The following is a 17,958-nucleotide window of genomic DNA, read 5'->3' as shown; positions in this document are numbered from 1 at the left end:
AGATAATGCTTAAGAAATTTGTCACACAAGGAAGCTGATGAGACATTCATTGCCCTACCGTATGTTACGCAAACGTCCGATGAAATTGAGTACCACTGTGATCTTAATGGTCAGCGCGGTACTGTTCTCGGTGCTATTGGTGGTGCATCTGATTTACTTCTCGCAAATCAGTGATATGACGCGAGACGGGCTAGCCAACAAGGCACTGGCAGTGGCGCGTACCCTCGCCGACTCGCCGGAAATCCGTCAGGGCTTGCAGAAAAAACCGCAGGAGAGCGGCATCCAGGCCATCGCGGAAGCCGTGCGCAAACGCAACGATCTGCTGTTTATTGTCGTTACCGATATGCAAAGTCTTCGCTACTCGCATCCTGAAGCCCAGCGTATTGGTCAGCCATTTAAAGGTGATGACATCCTTAAAGCGCTGAATGGCGAAGAAAATGTCGCTATCAATCGCGGTTTTCTGGCGCAGGCTTTACGCGTATTTACCCCCATCTACGATGAAAATCATAAACAAATTGGCGTGGTGGCGATCGGCCTTGAGTTAAGTCGCGTGACCCAACAGATCAATGACAGTCGCTGGAGCATCATCTGGTCGGTATTATTTGGCATGCTGGTCGGGCTGATTGGCACCTGCATTCTGGTTAAGGTACTGAAAAAAATCCTTTTCGGCCTGGAACCCTACGAAATCTCCACGCTGTTTGAGCAACGCCAGGCCATGTTGCAGTCTATCAAAGAAGGCGTCGTTGCCGTGGACGATCGCGGCGAGGTCACGCTGATCAACGATGCCGCACAAGAATTGCTGAATTACCGTAAGTCGCAGGACGATGAGAAACTGTCGACGCTAAGCCACGCGTGGTCACAGGTGGTAGATGTCTCGGAAGTGTTACGCGACGGTACCCCGCGGCGCGACGAAGAGATTACGATTAAAGACCGGCTATTACTGATCAACACCGTTCCGGTGCGCAGTAATGGCGTTATCATCGGTGCCATTTCAACCTTCAGAGACAAAACTGAAGTACGTAAACTGATGCAGCGACTCGATGGTCTGGTCAACTATGCTGACGCACTTCGTGAACGATCCCACGAATTTATGAATAAATTGCACGTGATTCTCGGATTATTGCATCTGAAGAGTTATAAGCAGTTGGAAGATTACATTCTCAAAACAGCCAATAACTATCAGGAAGAGATTGGCTCTCTGCTGGGTAAGATCAAATCTCCGGTTATCGCTGGTTTTTTAATCAGCAAGATTAACCGCGCGACCGATTTAGGCCATACGCTGATTTTAAACAGTGAAAGCCAGTTGCCAGACAGCGGCAGTGAAGACCAGGTCGCGACGCTGATTACCACGTTGGGAAATCTGATAGAAAACGCGCTGGAGGCATTAGGACCGGAACCCGGTGGCGAAATTAGCGTAACATTGCACTACCGTCACGGCTGGCTGCACTGTGAAGTTAACGATGATGGACCGGGGATCGCACCCGACAAAATCGATCACATTTTTGACAAAGGTGTCTCGACAAAAGGAAGCGAGCGAGGCGTCGGTTTAGCACTTGTCAAACAACAGGTAGAAAATCTCGGCGGCAGCATCGCCGTGGAATCGGAACCCGGGATTTTCACACAATTTTTTGTCCAGATACCCTGGGACGGGGAGAGGTCGAACAGATGATCAATGTATTAATTATCGATGACGACGCAATGGTCGCGGAGCTGAATCGCCGATACGTGGCACAAATCCCAGGCTTTCAATGCTGTGGAACAGCCTCGACGCTGGAGAAAGCCAAAGAGATTATCTTCAATAGCGATACGCCTATCGACCTGATATTGCTCGATATCTATATGCAAAAAGAGAACGGGCTCGATTTACTGCCTGTCCTGCATAACGCGCGTTGCAAAAGTGATGTGATTGTCATCTCCTCCGCAGCCGATGCGGCAACCATTAAAGATTCGCTGCATTACGGTGTCGTGGATTACCTGATCAAACCCTTCCAGGCTTCCCGCTTTGAAGAGGCGCTCACCGGCTGGCGGCAAAAGAAAATGGCGCTGGAAAAACATCAGTATTATGACCAGGCCGAGCTTGATCAGCTAATCCACGGCAGCAGCTCCAACGAGCAAGATCCTCGTCGCTTGCCAAAAGGCTTAACACCACAGACGTTACGCACGCTGTGCCAGTGGATTGACGCGCATCAGGACTATGAGTTTTCAACCGACGAGCTGGCTAATGAGGTTAACATCTCGCGTGTTTCCTGCCGTAAATATCTCATCTGGCTGGTCAACTGCCACATCTTGTTCACCAGTATCCATTATGGCGTCACAGGTCGTCCGGTTTATCGTTATCGTATTCAGGCAGAACATTACTCACTACTTAAACAATATTGCCAATAACGATCACGGTTATCTGTAAGTAATAATTATTACAGTAATGCAAAATACCCCTGGCACAAGTTACATCGTTCATCAGTAAAACTTGTGCCAGATCAAATATAATTCCCCCTCTCTCACCGCTGAAAATTAATATCTCTTCGGATGAACGGTGTTTTTAATTTCAAAACGCTAACAAAAGTTAATTAACTATTATGTCGCCCGCATTATGTGTATTTTTACCCACAAATGGGTAGTTAAGAATAATCTATAAACCTGATGATACCTACCCTGAGAACAAAAAATATACCGATAAGTATCAATAAGATAGCAGCAAACAAAACATTAACATCTGCGTAGTACAAACTATAAACCCATCGCCAGAGAGTATTTCTCTCTGAAAAAACCGCTTATCACAGTGCATAAATTTGCCGCTGCTTTAATCAGCCAATATTCACTGTGAGGTATTTACTCAAGCCGGTAACGACCAAACGGATATTTAGTCAAGCTCTGAAAACAGTTCATACAAAACAGAACGTGACTGTGATCTATTCAGCAAAAATTTAAATAGGATTATCGCGAGGGTTTACACATGTTATTTACTATCCAACTTATCATAATACTGATATGTCTGTTTTATGGTGCCAGAAAGGGCGGTATCGCGCTGGGTTTATTAGGCGGTATCGGCCTGGTCATTCTGGTCTTCGTCTTCCACCTTCAGCCAGGTAAACCACCGGTTGATGTCATGCTGGTTATCATTGCGGTGGTGGCGGCCTCGGCGACCTTGCAAGCTTCGGGCGGTCTTGATGTCATGCTGCAAATTGCCGAGAAGCTGCTGCGCCGCAATCCGAAATATGTCTCAATTGTCGCACCGTTTGTAACCTGCACGCTGACCATTCTTTGCGGTACGGGTCATGTGGTTTACACCATTCTGCCGATCATCTACGACGTTGCTATTAAGAACAACATCCGTCCGGAACGTCCGATGGCGGCAAGTTCTATCGGTGCACAGATGGGGATTATCGCAAGTCCAGTGTCGGTTGCGGTTGTATCTCTGGTTGCGATGCTGGGTAATGTCACCTTTGATGGCCGCCATCTTGAGTTCCTCGACCTGCTGGCAATCACCATTCCATCGACGTTAATCGGTATCCTGGCGATCGGTATCTTCAGTTGGTTCCGCGGTAAAGATCTGGATAAAGATGAAGAGTTCCAGAAATTCATCTCCGTACCGGAAAACCGTGAGTATGTTTACGGTGATACCGCGACGCTGCTGGATAAAAAACTGCCGAAAAGCAACTGGCTAGCAATGTGGATCTTCCTCGGGGCAATCGCTGTAGTTGCACTTCTTGGTGCTGATTCGGACCTGCGTCCATCCTTCGGTGGCAAACCGCTGTCGATGGTACTGGTTATTCAGATGTTTATGCTGCTAACCGGGGCGCTGATTATTATCCTGACCAAAACCAATCCCGCGTCTATCTCAAAAAACGAAGTCTTCCGTTCCGGTATGATCGCCATCGTGGCGGTGTACGGTATCGCATGGATGGCAGAAACCATGTTCGGTGCGCATATGTCTGAAATTCAGGGCGTACTGGGTGAAATGGTGAAAGAGTATCCGTGGGCCTATGCCATTGTTCTGCTGCTGGTTTCCAAATTTGTAAACTCTCAGGCTGCGGCGCTGGCGGCGATTGTTCCGGTCGCGCTGGCGATCGGCGTTGATCCGGCATACATCGTGGCTTCAGCACCGGCTTGCTACGGTTATTACATCCTGCCGACTTATCCGAGCGACCTGGCAGCGATTCAGTTTGACCGTTCCGGCACCACCCACATCGGTCGCTTCGTCATCAACCACAGCTTTATTCTGCCGGGGTTGATTGGTGTGAGCGTATCGTGCGTCTTCGGCTGGATCTTCGCTGCGATGTACGGGTTCTTATAAATGCACTTTGCGTGCCGCCCGTGACTGCGCGGCACGCCATTTTCGAATAACAAATACAGAGTTACAGGCTGGAAGCTATGTCAAACAAACCCTTTATCTACCAGGCACCTTTCCCGATGGGGAAAGACAATACCGAATACTATCTACTCACGTCCGATTACGTTAGCGTTGCCGACTTCGACGGCGAAACCATCCTGAAAGTGGAACCAGAAGCCCTGACCTTGCTGGCGCAGCAAGCCTTCCACGACGCTTCTTTCATGCTCCGCCCGGCACACCAGAAACAGGTTGCTGCAATTCTTCACGATCCAGAAGCCAGCGAAAACGACAAGTACGTGGCGCTGCAATTCTTAAGAAACTCAGAAATCGCCGCCAAAGGCGTGCTGCCAACCTGCCAGGATACTGGCACCGCGATCATCGTCGGTAAAAAAGGTCAGCGCGTGTGGACCGGAGGCGGCGATGAAGAAGCGCTGTCGAAAGGTGTCTATAACACCTATATCGAAGATAACCTGCGTTACTCACAAAACGCGCCGCTGGACATGTACAAAGAGGTCAACACCGGCACGAACCTGCCTGCGCAAATCGACCTGTACGCGGTAGATGGCGACGAATACAAATTCCTCTGCGTCGCCAAAGGCGGTGGCTCTGCCAATAAAACGTATCTCTACCAGGAAACCAAAGCTTTGCTGACTCCCGGCAAACTGAAAAACTTCCTCGTCGAGAAAATGCGTACACTCGGTACTGCAGCCTGCCCGCCGTACCATATCGCGTTTGTGATTGGCGGTACGTCTGCGGAAACCAACCTGAAAACCGTCAAGTTAGCAAGCGCTCACTATTACGATGAACTGCCGACCGAAGGGAACGAACATGGTCAGGCGTTCCGAGATGTCCAGCTGGAACAGGAACTGCTGGAAGAGGCCCAGAAACTCGGCCTTGGCGCGCAGTTTGGCGGTAAATACTTCGCGCACGACATCCGCGTGATCCGTCTGCCACGTCACGGCGCATCCTGCCCGGTAGGTATGGGCGTCTCCTGCTCCGCTGACCGTAACATTAAAGCGAAAATCAACCGCGAAGGTATCTGGATCGAAAAACTGGAACACAATCCAGGCCAGTACATTCCACAAGAACTGCGTCAGGCCGGTGAAGGCGAAGCGGTGAAAGTCGACCTTAACCGCCCGATGAAAGAGATCCTCGCCCAGCTTTCGCAATACCCGGTATCCACCCGCTTGTCGCTCACCGGCACTATTATCGTGGGTCGCGATATTGCACACGCCAAACTGAAAGAGCTGATTGACGCCGGTAAAGAACTGCCGCAGTACATCAAAGATCACCCGATCTACTACGCGGGTCCGGCGAAAACGCCTGCCGGTTATCCATCAGGTTCACTTGGCCCAACCACCGCAGGTCGTATGGACTCCTACGTGGATCTGCTGCAATCCCACGGCGGCAGCATGATCATGCTGGCGAAAGGTAACCGCAGTCAGCAGGTTACCGACGCGTGTCATAAACACGGCGGCTTCTACCTCGGTAGTATCGGCGGCCCGGCGGCGGTACTGGCGCAGCAGAGCATCAAGCATCTGGAATGCGTCGCTTATCCGGAGCTGGGTATGGAAGCTATCTGGAAAATCGAAGTAGAAGATTTCCCGGCGTTTATCCTGGTCGATGACAAAGGCAACGACTTCTTCCAGCAAATCGTCAACAAACAGTGCGCGAACTGCACTAAGTAACCTCTTCGGCCCAGCGCCTGGCAGCATGCTGCCAGGTGATCCCCCTGGGCCACCTCTTTTGCGATTGTAATTTCACGCTTGCTGGTGAATAGTCAGTATTTTTCCTGACTTGCGAACTCACCATGACCCGCACACTCAAGCCGTTAATTCTTAACACCGGCGCACTGGCGCTAACGTTAATCCTGATTTATACCGGCATTTCGGCCAATGACAAACTCACCTGGCTGATGGAAGTGACACCGGTGATTATTGTCGTGCCGCTACTGCTTGCCACCGCCAGACGTTACCCGTTAACGCCGCTGCTCTATACGCTCATTTTCTTTCATGCCATCATCCTGATGGTCGGCGGGCAATACACCTACGCGAAAGTCCCCGTTGGTTTTGAGGTGCAGGAATGGCTGGGGTTGAGCCGTAATCCGTATGACAAGCTGGGGCATTTTTTCCAGGGGCTGGTGCCTGCACTGGTGGCGCGAGAAATTCTCGTTCGCGGGATGTACGTGCACGGACGTAAAATGGTGGCGTTTCTGGTCTGCTGCGTGGCGCTGGCGATAAGCGCGATGTATGAATTAATCGAGTGGTGGGCAGCGCTGGCAATGGGTCAGGGAGCGGATGATTTTCTCGGCACCCAGGGCGACCAGTGGGACACGCAATCCGATATGTTCTGCGCGCTGCTTGGCGCATTAACGACGGTGATATTCCTCGCTCGCTTTCATTGCCGCCAGCTACGGCGCTATGGCTTAATCACCAGAGCGCCGGAAGCGATTACCTCTTAACGGTGCAACCAGCCTGGCAGCCAGTCGCCGTGGGCGGCAATCAGGTCGTCAACAAGAGCATATATTTCGTCAATGCCCAGCACGGCGGCAGTATGCGGGTCCATCATCGCGGCGTGGTAAACACGGTCGCGATTTTCTGTGAGAATGGCTTCCGTCAGCAGCGTCTGTACGTTGATGTTGGTTTGCATCAGGGCGGCCAGATGCGAAGGTAGCGTACCGACTTTGGTCGGCTGAATGCCATTAGCATCAACTAAACAGGCCACTTCCACGCAACATCCTTGTGGCAGGTTATCAATCAAACCATCGTTACGGACGTTGCCATAAATCACACTCGGCTCGCCAGTCCAGATAGCGTTCATGATTGTGCTGGCATATTCCCGTGACGGTTTAATATCAATCCGGGAGGCGTTCTTATACTCCTCCAGCTCTTTATGCCAGTTCGCCAGCTGCTCGACGCAGCGTTTCGGGTACTCATCCAGCGGTACTTTATAACGCTCAATCAAATCCTCACGACCTGGCTTAATAAACCACGGCGTGTACTCAGCAAAATGTTCTGACGATTCCGTGACGAAGTAGCCCAGCTTTTTGAACATTTCGTAGCGCACAATATTCTGGCAGCGAGTATTGCCATGAATATTCGGCTTCGGTGCCTGCCCTGCTTCATAAGCCGCCAGCAGTTCCGGGTAGAGATTCACGTAACTGCCGTCGGCGGTTTTGCGCTCCAGTTCCAGGTAAAACGCCATATGGTTGATACCTGCGCAACGGTAACGCAGCGTAGCCGGGTCGATATTGAGGTCACGCGCCAGCTCTTCCGCCGTTCCCTGCACCGAATGGCACAGCCCTACCTGTTTGATATGCGGATAGCGGGCATACATCGCCCAGGTATTCATCGCCATTGGGTTAACATAGTTGAGCATGGTGGCATCGGGGCAGACTTCCGTCATGTCCTCGCAAATTTGCCACAGGTGCGGAATGGTACGCAGCGCGCGCATAATACCGCCCGGCCCCAGCGTATCGGCAATGGTTTGTTCCAGACCGTGGCGCTTACAGACCTCGAAATCAGTCACCGTGCAAGGTTCATAACCGCCAATCTGAAATGCCACCACGACAAAATCGGCATCCTGTAAGGCTTCTTTCTGTTGGGTGTGGCAGGTGATTTTGCCGCTGGCCCCTGCTGAATCCATCAGCTTGCGCACCACAATATGCGACTCTTCCAGGCGGGTGGGATCAATGTCCATCAGGGCAATATGCGCCGTTTTCAGCGCCTCGCGATGGAACACATCACCAAGAATATTTTTAACGAAAATCGTCGAACCAGCGCCGATAAATGTAATTTTGGGTGCAGACATCATGCAGATCTCCTGGCTTGCTTGAATAACTTCATCATGGCAGGCGAATCTGCAGAAAACCTCCGGCTTCCAGGTTGAGCATTCCCATAAACTCAGATCCTGCGTGAAGTGTCAGTAAATCTGAGTTTATGGGAATAAATTACCTGAAAAGCAGAGTTTTCGGCCTCATGGTACTCGGATGATCCCTTCGCCCCTCTGGCAAGAGGACGAAAACCGTGCTCCCACTCGCAGTCATCCTCCCTCACTCCTGCCATAATTCTGATATTCCAGGAAAGAGAGTCATCCATGAATACAGATACGTTTATGTGCAGCAGCGACGAAAAACAGACCCGCAGCCCGCTGTCGCTGTATTCGGAATACCAGCGGATGGAGATTGAGTTTCGCGCACCGCATATCATGCCCACCAGCCACTGGCATGGTCAGGTCGAAGTGAATGTGCCTTTCGATGGCGATGTGGAATACCTGATCAACAATGAAAAAGTGAGTATCAATCAGGGACATATCACGCTGTTCTGGGCCTGTACACCGCACCAACTAACAGATACCGGAACCTGTCAGAGCATGGCGATTTTTAATCTGCCGATGCATCTGTTTCTCTCCTGGCCGCTGGATAAAGACCTGATTAACCACGTCACTCACGGCATGGTGATCAAATCACTGGCGACACAGCAACTTAGCCCGTTTGAAGTGCGCCGCTGGCAGCAGGAATTGAACAGTCCGAACGAGCAAATTCGCCAGCTCGCCATTGATGAAATTGGCCTGATGCTCAAGCGATTTAGCCTCTCTGGCTGGGAACCGATTCTGGTCAATAAAACCTCGCGCACACACAAAAACAGCGTCTCGCGCCATGCGCAATTTTATGTCAGCCAGATGCTGGGCTTTATTGCCGAAAACTATGATCAGGCGCTGACCATCAACGATGTGGCTGAGCACGTCAAACTTAACGCCAACTATGCAATGGGGATATTCCAGCGGGTCATGCAATTGACGATGAAACAGTACATTACCGCGATGCGCATCAACCACGTTCGCGCGTTACTGAGCGATACCGATAAAAGTATTCTCGATATTGCCCTGACGGCAGGCTTTCGTTCGAGTAGCCGTTTTTACAGCACGTTCGGCAAATATGTCGGCATGTCACCGCAACAATACCGCAAACTTAGCCAACAGCGCCGCCAGACGTTTCCCGGCTAAAGACGATATCAGTATCAGCCAAAAAAATAGTTTAGCCGTCGATAATAAGCAGTGAAAATAAATCAAAATAATCACATAACATATTGTTTATAAAAATGAATATATAAAAAATGTTTGTTTTTCATGCGCTTTACAGCCCGAAAAGGCCGGAAGATACTTGCCCGCAACGAAGATTCCTTCATAACCGGGTAAGCAATGATGAAAGTATTAATTGTTGAAAGCGAGTTTCTCCATCAGGACACCTGGGTCGGTAACGCCGTTGAGCGTCTGGCAGATGCTTTAAGCCAGCAAAATGTTACCGTGATTAAATCCACCTCCTTTGATGATGGCTTTGCCATTCTCTCTTCAAACGAAGCCATTGACTGCCTGATGTTCAGCTATCAAATGGAACATCCGGACGAACATCAAAACGTCAGACAATTGATCGGTAAGCTTCATGAGCGCCAACAAAACGTGCCGGTCTTCCTGTTGGGCGATCGGGAAAAAGCCCTCGCCGCAATAGACCGAGATCTGCTGGAGCTTGTCGATGAATTCGCCTGGATTCTGGAAGATACCGCCGACTTTATCGCCGGACGCGCCGTTGCCGCAATGACCCGCTACCGCCAGCAGCTGTTGCCGCCACTGTTCAGCGCGCTGATGAAATATAGCGACATCCATGAATATTCCTGGGCAGCGCCAGGCCACCAGGGCGGCGTTGGCTTTACCAAAACACCCGCCGGACGTTTTTACCATGACTACTATGGTGAAAATCTGTTCCGCACCGACATGGGCATCGAACGGACTTCCCTCGGTTCTTTGCTTGACCATACTGGCGCATTTGGCGAAAGCGAAAAATATGCCGCACGCGTATTTGGTGCCGATCGCTCCTGGTCGGTAGTCGTCGGTACTTCCGGCTCTAACCGTACCATCATGCAGGCTTGCATGACCGATAACGATGTAGTGGTCGTTGACCGTAACTGCCATAAATCCATCGAACAAGGCTTGATGCTGACAGGCGCGAAACCGGTCTACATGGTGCCAAGCCGCAACCGCTACGGCATTATCGGGCCAATTTATCCGCAGGAAATGCAACCTGAAACCTTGCAGAAGAAAATCAGTGAAAGCCCGCTGACCAAAGACAAAGCCGGGCAAAAACCGTCTTACTGCGTGGTAACCAACTGCACCTATGACGGCGTGTGTTATAACGCTAAAGAAGCGCAGGATCTGCTGGAAAAAACTTCCGATCGTCTGCACTTTGACGAAGCCTGGTACGGCTATGCACGTTTCAACCCGATCTATGCCGATCACTATGCCATGCGCGGTGAACCTGGCGATCACAACGGTCCTACCGTTTTCGCCACCCACTCAACCCACAAACTGCTGAATGCGCTGTCACAGGCCTCTTACATTCATGTGCGTGAAGGTCGTGGGGCGATTAACTTCTCCCGCTTCAACCAGGCATACATGATGCATGCCACCACCTCCCCGCTGTATGCCATCTGTGCATCTAACGACGTGGCGGTGTCGATGATGGACGGCAACAGCGGCCTGTCACTGACCCAGGAAGTGATCGACGAAGCGGTTGATTTCCGTCAAGCGATGGCACGGCTGTATAAAGAGTTCACCCATGACGGTAGCTGGTTCTTCAAACCGTGGAACAAAGAAGTGGTCACCGATCCACAAACCGGCAAAACCTACGACTTTGCTGACGCGCCAACCAAACTGCTGACCACCGTTCAGGACTGCTGGGTAATGCATCCGGGCGAAAGCTGGCACGGCTTCAAAGATATTCCGGATAACTGGAGTATGCTCGACCCAATTAAAGTCAGCATTCTCGCACCGGGAATGGGTGAAGATGGTGAACTGGAAGAAACCGGTGTTCCGGCGGCGCTGGTCACTGCCTGGCTTGGTCGCCACGGCATTGTGCCTACCCGCACCACTGACTTCCAGATTATGTTCCTGTTCTCTATGGGCGTAACCCGTGGGAAATGGGGAACTCTGGTTAACACCCTTTGCTCCTTCAAACGCCACTACGACGCCAACACACCGCTGGCGCAGGTGATGCCGGAACTTGTTGAACAATATCCTGACACTTACGCGAATATGGGGATTCACGATCTGGGTGACACCATGTTTGCCTGGCTAAAAGAAAATAACCCTGGCGCACGGTTGAACGAAGCCTATTCCGGCCTGCCGGTGGCGGAAATCACCCCGCGTGAAGCGTACAACGCAATTGTCGATAACAATGTCGAACTGGTATCCATTGAAAATCTGCCTGGACGCATCGCGGCAAACTCAGTTATCCCGTATCCGCCAGGAATCCCGATGCTACTGTCTGGTGAAAACTTCGGCGATAAAAACAGTCCACAGGTAAGTTATTTACGCTCCCTGCAATCCTGGGACCATCATTTCCCTGGATTTGAACACGAAACTGAAGGGACTGAAATTATTGACGGTATTTACCACGTCATGTGTGTGAAAGCGTAACCACTATTCCGCTGAAGGCGTAATTGTTAAATAACATTACGCCGCCTGGCTTGAGGCCTTTTTAGTATGGCAACGTTTTCATAAAAATTGCTGCAAACAAAAATGTCATACTTTTTGCGCGGTCCCACCCCGCGCTTTTTTTCGCCTGTTATTTATCCTGTAAAAAAATATGTACATGAGAAATTACTATAAAAATTTGTAATATTAGTAAAACTCGTTATTTTTATGCATGTTTATATTCATCATACAATTATATAACCATTTCCCGGTATCGCTTTGCTTTAGCGAGAACTGGTCTTTTATTCGCACTCAGGAGTACATGTATGAGGATTTGCAGCGACCAACCTTGTATTGTTTTATTGACTGAAAAAGATGTCTGGATAAGGGTGAATGGGAAAGAACCTATTAGCCTTAAAGCTAACCATATGGCGTTATTAAATTGTGAAAATAATATTATCGACGTCTCCTCTCTTAATAACACTTTGGTTGCTCATATTAGTCACGACATCATCAAAGATTACCTCCGGTTTCTGAATAAAGATCTCTCGCAAATACCAGTATGGCAACGTAGTGCTACGCCCATCCTCACCCTGCCATGCCTGACGCCAGACGTCTTTCGCGTTGCCGCGCAACATAGCATGATGCCCGCTGAAACTGAGTCAGAAAAAGAACGAACACGTGCATTATTATTCACAGTGCTATCCCGTTTTCTCGACAGTAAAAAATTCCTTTCATTAATGATGTATATGTTACGTAATTGTGTAAGTGACAGCGTTTATCAAATTATTGAAAGCGATATCCACAAAGACTGGAATCTTAGTATGGTAGCCAGTTGTTTATGTCTTAGCCCAAGCCTGTTAAAGAAAAAGCTGAAAAGCGAAAACACCAGTTATAGCCAAATAATCACCACCTGCCGCATGCGTTATGCCGTCAATGAATTAATGATGGACGGTAAAAATATCTCTCAGGTCTCACAGTCGTGTGGCTACAACAGTACGTCGTACTTTATTTCTGTCTTTAAAGACTTCTACGGTATGACGCCTCTGCATTATGTTAGTCAGCACAGAGAGCGCACTGTCGCCTGATTTTTAACCTTAACGAAGAGCTATATTAATAACGGCATCAGCGATAACCCGGTCGATAATAATTCAACTATCGAATGCAGGCGTATGATATGACGTAATTTATTGTCACGAAGCTCGCCTTCGCAGGAGTTTAATTATGTCTTCGGATGCTGATGCTCACAAAGTGGGCTTAATCCCCGTCACCCTGATGGTGTCGGGGAATATTATGGGGTCAGGTGTTTTTCTGTTACCTGCAAACCTGGCCTCCACTGGCGGGATTGCCATTTATGGATGGTTGGTGACGATTATCGGTGCGCTGGGGCTCTCGATGGTATACGCCAAAATGTCGTTCCTCGACCCAAGTCCTGGTGGTTCTTACGCTTACGCCCGCCGCTGCTTTGGCCCGTTTCTCGGTTATCAAACCAACGTCCTCTACTGGCTGGCCTGCTGGATCGGCAATATCGCCATGGTGGTCATTGGCGTAGGATATTTAAGTTACTTCTTCCCGATTCTGAAAGATCCACTGGTATTAACCATCACCTGCGTCGTGGTGCTGTGGATCTTCGTCCTGCTGAACATTGTCGGTCCGAAAATGATCACCCGCGTGCAGGCCGTTGCCACCGTGCTGGCGCTGATCCCCATCGTCGGGATTGCCGTATTTGGCTGGTTCTGGTTCCGTGGTGAAACCTATATGGCGGCATGGAACGTCAGCGGCCTGGGCACCTTCGGCGCGATTCAAAGTACCCTTAACGTTACGCTGTGGTCGTTCATCGGTGTGGAAAGTGCCTCCGTTGCCGCAGGTGTGGTGAAAAACCCGAAACGCAACGTCCCTATCGCCACCATTGGTGGGGTATTGATTGCCGCCGTTTGCTATGTACTTTCTACCACCGCGATTATGGGGATGATCCCTAATGCCGCACTGCGCGTTTCTGCTTCGCCATTCGGTGATGCCGCACGGATGGCGCTGGGTGACACCGCCGGGGCCATTGTTTCTTTCTGCGCAGCTGCGGGTTGCTTAGGTTCACTGGGCGGCTGGACATTGCTGGCGGGTCAAACGGCGAAAGCCGCTGCCGATGACGGGCTGTTCCCACCGATTTTTGCTCGTGTAAACAAAGCGGGTACGCCAGTGGCGGGGCTGATTATCGTCGGAATTTTGATGACCATCTTCCAGCTCAGCAGCATTTCGCCAAACGCGACCAAAGAATTCGGTCTGGTTTCTTCCGTGTCGGTCATCTTTACACTGGTGCCATATCTTTACACCTGTGCGGCGTTACTGCTGCTCGGCCACGGCCACTTTGGTAAAGCACGCCCTGCATATCTGGCTGTTACTACCATTGCCTTCCTCTACTGCATCTGGGCCGTGGTGGGGTCCGGGGCGAAAGAGGTTATGTGGTCATTTGTCACCCTGATGGTCATCACCGCCATGTATGCGCTGAATTACAACCGGCTGCATAAAAACCCGTATCCCTTAGATGCACCAATAAGCAAAGATTAATTCCCCTTAATCCAGCAAACATAAAAGCCAACCTTAAGAACTTAAGGTTGGCTTAATTTTGCTTTGCGAGCATATGCGCACTTTGTTCGATGGAAACACCGTGATGTTGAAGCGCCTACTAAAAAGACCCTCTTTGAATTTACTCGCCTGGCTATTGTTGGCCGCTTTTTATATCTCTATCTGCCTGAATATTGCCTTTTTTAAACAGGTGTTGCAGGCGCTGCCGCTGGACTCGCTGCATAACGTACTGGTTTTCTTGTCGATGCCGGTCGTCGCTTTCAGCGTGATTAATATTGTCCTGACACTAAGCTCTTTCTTATGGCTTAATCGACCGCTGGCCTGCCTGTTTATTCTGGTTGGCGCGGCTGCACAATATTTCATAATGACTTACGGCATCGTCATCGACCGCTCGATGATTGCCAATATTATTGATACCACCCCAGCAGAAAGTTATGCGCTGATGACACCGCAAATGTTATTAACGCTGGGACTCAGCGGCGTACTTGCTGCGCTAATTGCCTGCTGGATTAAAATCAAACCGGCCACCTCGCGCCTGCGCAGTGTTCTTTTCCGTGGAGCCAATATTCTGGTTTCTGTGCTCCTGATTCTGCTGGTCGCCGCACTGTTTTATAAAGACTACGCCTCGCTGTTTCGCAACAACAAAGAGCTGGTGAAGTCCTTAAGCCCCTCTAACAGCATTGTTGCCAGCTGGTCATGGTACTCCCATCAGCGACTGGCAAATCTGCCGCTGGTGCGAATTGGTGAAGACGCGCACCGCAACCCGTTAATGCAGAACGAGAAACGTAAAAATTTGACCATTTTGATTGTCGGCGAAACCTCGCGGGCGGAGAACTTCTCCCTCAACGGCTACCCGCGTGAAACTAACCCGCGGCTGGCGAAAGATAACGTGGTCTATTTCCCTAATACCGCATCTTGCGGCACGGCAACGGCAGTTTCAGTACCGTGCATGTTCTCGGATATGCCGCGTGAGCATTACAAAGAAGAGTTGGCACAGCACCAGGAAGGCGTGCTGGATATCATTCAGCGAGCGGGCATCAACGTGCTGTGGAATGACAACGATGGTGGCTGCAAAGGTGCCTGCGATCGCGTGCCTCACCAGAACGTCACTGCGCTGAACCTGCCTGGTCAGTGTATCAACGGCGAATGTTATGACGAAGTGCTTTTCCACGGGCTGGAAGAGTACATCAATAACCTGCAAGGTGATGGCGTAATTGTCTTACACACCATCGGCAGTCACGGCCCGACCTATTACAATCGCTATCCGCCACAGTTCAGGAAATTTACCCCTACCTGCGACACCAACGAGATCCAGACCTGTACCCAAGAGCAACTGGTAAACACTTACGACAATACGCTGGTCTACGTCGACTATATTGTTGATAAAGCAATTAATCTACTGAAAGAACATCAGGATAAATTTACCACCAGCCTGGTTTATCTTTCTGACCACGGTGAATCGTTAGGTGAAAATGGCATCTATCTGCACGGTTTGCCTTATGCCATCGCCCCGGATAGCCAAAAACAGGTGCCGATGCTGCTGTGGCTGTCTGAGGATTATCAAAAACGGTATCAGGTTGACCAAAGTTGCCTACAGAAACAGGCGCAAACGCAACACTATTCACAAGACAATTTATTCTCCACGCTATTGGGATTAACTGGCGTTGAGACGAAGTATTACCAGGCTGCGGATGATATTCTGCAAACTTGCAGGAGAGTGAGTGAATGAAAATTCTGATTGTTGAAGACGATACGCTGTTATTGCAGGGATTGATTCTGGCGGCGCAAACCGAAGGCTACGCGTGCGATGGCGTGACAACCGCGCGGATGGCGGAACAAAGCCTTGAGGCAGGTCATTACAGCCTGGTGGTACTGGATTTAGGGTTACCCGACGAAGATGGGCTGCATTTTCTCGCCCGAATCCGGCAGAAAAAATACACCCTGCCGGTGTTAATTCTCACCGCCCGCGATACCCTTACCGACAAAATCGCCGGGCTGGATGTCGGTGCCGATGACTATCTGGTGAAGCCTTTTGCGCTGGAAGAGTTACATGCCCGTATCCGCGCCCTGCTACGACGCCATAATAATCAGGGTGAAAGTGAGCTGATTGTTGGCAATCTGACGCTGAATATGGGTCGCCGTCAGGTATGGATGGGCAGTGAAGAGTTGATTCTGACGCCCAAAGAATATGCTCTGCTATCACGGTTAATGCTCAAAGCAGGCAGTCCGGTGCATCGGGAAATTCTCTACAACGACATCTATAACTGGGACAATGAACCCTCGACCAACACCCTGGAAGTGCATATCCACAATCTGCGCGACAAAGTGGGCAAAGCCCGTATCCGCACCGTGCGCGGCTTTGGCTATATGCTGGTCGCGAATGAGGAAAACTAATTGAATCTGATGCGTTTTCTGCGCCGACCAATATCGCTGCGCCAACGGCTGATATTGACCATCGGGGCCATTTTGTTGGTGTTTGAGCTGATCAGCGTCTTCTGGCTATGGCATGAAAGTACCGAGCAGATTCAGCTGTTTGAGCAGGCGCTACGCGACAATCGTAACAACGATCGCCACATCATGCGTGAGATCCGCGAGGCGGTCGCCAGCCTGATTGTCCCTGGCGTCTTTATGGTCAGCCTGACGCTATTTATCTGCTATCAGGCGGTACGCCGCATCACCCGCCCGCTGGCGGAGCTGCAAAAAGAGCTGGAAGCGCGCACCGCCGACAACTTAACGCCCATTGCCATTCACAGCGCCACCCTCGAAATCGAAGCGGTGGTTTCAGCGTTAAACGATCTGGTCAGTCGCCTGACCAACACGCTGGATAACGAAAGGTTGTTTACCGCTGACGTCGCGCACGAACTGCGAACGCCACTGGCGGGGGTGCGTTTGCATCTGGAACTGCTGGCGAAAACGCATCACATTGATGTAGCACCGTTAGTGGCACGACTTGATCAGATGATGGAGAGTGTCTCCCAGCTACTGCAACTGGCGCGTGCCGGACAGTCATTTTCTTCCGGTAATTATCAACATGTAAAACTGCTGGAAGATGTCATTCTCCCCTCGTATGACGAACTCAGTACCATGCTCGACCAGCGCCAGCAAACCCTGCTATTACCAGAGAGCGCCGCCGACATCATCGTTCAGGGTGATGCAACCCTGCTGCGGATGTTATTGCGAAACCTGGTAGAAAATGCCCATCGTTACAGCCCGCAAGGCAGCAACATTATGATTAAGCTGCAAGAAGATGGCGGAGCGGTCATGGCCGTTGAAGATGAAGGACCGGGTATTGATGAGAGTAAATGCGGGGAGTTGAGTAAAGCGTTTGTACGTATGGACAGCCGTTATGGCGGGATTGGTCTGGGGTTAAGTATTGTCAGCCGCATTACACAGTTGCATCACGGGCAGTTTTTCCTGCAAAACCGGCAAGAGACTTCTGGCACACGGGCCTGGATACGGCTGAAAAAAGATCAGTACGTGGCAAACCAGATATAAAGAAAGCTGCTGACCACCAGCACGCTGAACACGGTAGTTAAACTTTCATAAACACGGTTTTTCATTGCACTCTCCTCCGTTAACCT

At 50.4% G+C, this 17,958-nt stretch carries 14 protein-coding genes; 12 read left to right on the top strand and 2 right to left on the bottom strand.

Annotated elements, in window-relative coordinates; all coding sequences use genetic code 11:
* Window positions 1–37: 37 nt before the first annotated feature.
* The 5 genes from BGE37_RS17230 (at window position 38) to BGE37_RS17205 (ending at window position 6,791) form a co-directional block, all read left to right on the top strand.
* Complete coding sequence (locus BGE37_RS17230) at window positions 38–1,669, top strand: sensor histidine kinase (RefSeq protein WP_001216471.1); 1,632 nt, start codon at window positions 38–40, stop codon at window positions 1,667–1,669.
* Window positions 1,666–2,385, top strand: a complete 720-nt coding sequence (gene dcuR, locus BGE37_RS17225; RefSeq protein ID WP_000611288.1) for a two-component system response regulator DcuR — start codon at window positions 1,666–1,668, stop codon at window positions 2,383–2,385. Before BGE37_RS17230 ends, dcuR begins: the two co-directional genes overlap by 4 nt.
* Window positions 2,386–2,953: 568 nt before the next feature.
* The gene (dcuB, locus tag BGE37_RS17215; protein WP_000899522.1) at window positions 2,954–4,294 is read left to right on the top strand and encodes an anaerobic C4-dicarboxylate transporter DcuB; all 1,341 of its coding nucleotides are present in this window, start codon (window positions 2,954–2,956) and stop codon (window positions 4,292–4,294) included.
* A gap of 77 nt (window positions 4,295–4,371) precedes the next feature.
* On the top strand, window positions 4,372–6,018 hold the full coding sequence (gene fumB / locus BGE37_RS17210) for a class I fumarate hydratase (protein WP_000066704.1): 1,647 nt from the start codon (window positions 4,372–4,374) through the stop codon (window positions 6,016–6,018).
* 122 nt (window positions 6,019–6,140) lie between these two features.
* Window positions 6,141–6,791 carry a DUF2238 domain-containing protein gene (locus BGE37_RS17205; protein ID WP_105288259.1) on the top strand — a complete coding sequence of 217 codons (651 nt, stop codon included), beginning with the start codon at window positions 6,141–6,143 and terminating at the stop codon, window positions 6,789–6,791.
* Here the strand turns inward: BGE37_RS17205 and melA are convergent.
* Entirely contained in the window at window positions 6,788–8,143 is a 1,356-nt protein-coding gene (gene melA / locus BGE37_RS17200; protein WP_000986622.1) for an alpha-galactosidase, read from the bottom strand. The genes BGE37_RS17205 and melA overlap by 4 nt on opposite strands.
* Before the next feature lie 258 nt (window positions 8,144–8,401).
* On the opposite strand from melA, the gene melR reads away from it, so the two are divergent.
* From melR to pmrB, 7 genes are all read left to right on the top strand, one after another.
* Window positions 8,402–9,334, top strand: a complete 933-nt coding sequence (gene melR / locus BGE37_RS17190) for a transcriptional regulator MelR (protein ID WP_255756424.1) — start codon at window positions 8,402–8,404, stop codon at window positions 9,332–9,334.
* 198 nt (window positions 9,335–9,532) lie between these two features.
* A complete protein-coding gene (adiA, locus tag BGE37_RS17185) occupies window positions 9,533–11,800 on the top strand; it encodes an arginine decarboxylase (RefSeq protein ID WP_077757039.1) in 2,268 nt (755 codons plus the stop codon).
* A gap of 323 nt (window positions 11,801–12,123) precedes the next feature.
* The gene (gene adiY, locus BGE37_RS17180) at window positions 12,124–12,885 is read left to right on the top strand and encodes a DNA-binding transcriptional activator AdiY (RefSeq protein ID WP_001217059.1); all 762 of its coding nucleotides are present in this window, start codon (window positions 12,124–12,126) and stop codon (window positions 12,883–12,885) included.
* Window positions 12,886–13,021: 136 nt separating this feature from the next.
* Window positions 13,022–14,359 carry an arginine/agmatine antiporter gene (gene adiC, locus BGE37_RS17175; protein WP_000093154.1) on the top strand — a complete coding sequence of 446 codons (1,338 nt, stop codon included), beginning with the start codon at window positions 13,022–13,024 and terminating at the stop codon, window positions 14,357–14,359.
* A 103-nt stretch (window positions 14,360–14,462) separates the two neighbouring features.
* The gene (eptA, locus tag BGE37_RS17170; RefSeq protein ID WP_088541536.1) at window positions 14,463–16,106 is read left to right on the top strand and encodes a phosphoethanolamine transferase EptA; all 1,644 of its coding nucleotides are present in this window, start codon (window positions 14,463–14,465) and stop codon (window positions 16,104–16,106) included.
* Window positions 16,103–16,771 (top strand): two-component system response regulator BasR, encoded by a 669-nt coding sequence (gene basR, locus BGE37_RS17165; RefSeq protein WP_088541537.1) that lies wholly within the window; start codon window positions 16,103–16,105, stop codon window positions 16,769–16,771. The genes eptA and basR overlap by 4 nt, the downstream gene beginning before the upstream one ends.
* Window positions 16,772–17,872, top strand: coding sequence for a two-component system sensor histidine kinase PmrB (gene pmrB, locus BGE37_RS17160; protein ID WP_160529938.1), 1,101 nt, complete (start codon window positions 16,772–16,774; stop codon window positions 17,870–17,872).
* Here the strand turns inward: pmrB and pmrR are convergent.
* Window positions 17,848–17,937, bottom strand: coding sequence for an LpxT activity modulator PmrR (gene pmrR, locus BGE37_RS17155; RefSeq protein WP_000797657.1), 90 nt, complete (start codon window positions 17,935–17,937; stop codon window positions 17,848–17,850). The genes pmrB and pmrR overlap by 25 nt on opposite strands.
* Window positions 17,938–17,958: the final 21 nt, after the last annotated feature.

The sequence above is a fragment of the Escherichia sp. MOD1-EC6300 genome (assembly GCF_002965045.1).
GTDB lineage: Bacteria > Pseudomonadota > Gammaproteobacteria > Enterobacterales > Enterobacteriaceae > Escherichia > Escherichia coli_F.
This window is presented reverse-complemented; position numbering and strand designations above follow the sequence as displayed.

What these genes read in the sequence shown, in the direction of transcription:
- BGE37_RS17230 (WP_001216471.1), top strand. Translation starts at nt 38, where the DNA reads ATGAGACATTCATTGCCCTACCGTATGTTACGCAAACGTCCGATGAAA.
- dcuR (WP_000611288.1), top strand. Translation starts at nt 1,666, where the DNA reads ATGATCAATGTATTAATTATCGATGACGACGCAATGGTCGCGGAGCTG.
- dcuB (WP_000899522.1), top strand. Translation starts at nt 2,954, where the DNA reads ATGTTATTTACTATCCAACTTATCATAATACTGATATGTCTGTTTTAT.
- fumB (WP_000066704.1), top strand. Translation starts at nt 4,372, where the DNA reads ATGTCAAACAAACCCTTTATCTACCAGGCACCTTTCCCGATGGGGAAA.
- BGE37_RS17205 (WP_105288259.1), top strand. Translation starts at nt 6,141, where the DNA reads ATGACCCGCACACTCAAGCCGTTAATTCTTAACACCGGCGCACTGGCG.
- melA (WP_000986622.1), bottom strand. Translation starts at nt 8,143, where the DNA reads ATGATGTCTGCACCCAAAATTACATTTATCGGCGCTGGTTCGACGATT.
- adiA (WP_077757039.1), top strand. Translation starts at nt 9,533, where the DNA reads ATGAAAGTATTAATTGTTGAAAGCGAGTTTCTCCATCAGGACACCTGG.
- adiY (WP_001217059.1), top strand. Translation starts at nt 12,124, where the DNA reads ATGAGGATTTGCAGCGACCAACCTTGTATTGTTTTATTGACTGAAAAA.
- adiC (WP_000093154.1), top strand. Translation starts at nt 13,022, where the DNA reads ATGTCTTCGGATGCTGATGCTCACAAAGTGGGCTTAATCCCCGTCACC.
- eptA (WP_088541536.1), top strand. Translation starts at nt 14,463, where the DNA reads ATGTTGAAGCGCCTACTAAAAAGACCCTCTTTGAATTTACTCGCCTGG.
- basR (WP_088541537.1), top strand. Translation starts at nt 16,103, where the DNA reads ATGAAAATTCTGATTGTTGAAGACGATACGCTGTTATTGCAGGGATTG.
- pmrR (WP_000797657.1), bottom strand. Translation starts at nt 17,937, where the DNA reads ATGAAAAACCGTGTTTATGAAAGTTTAACTACCGTGTTCAGCGTGCTG.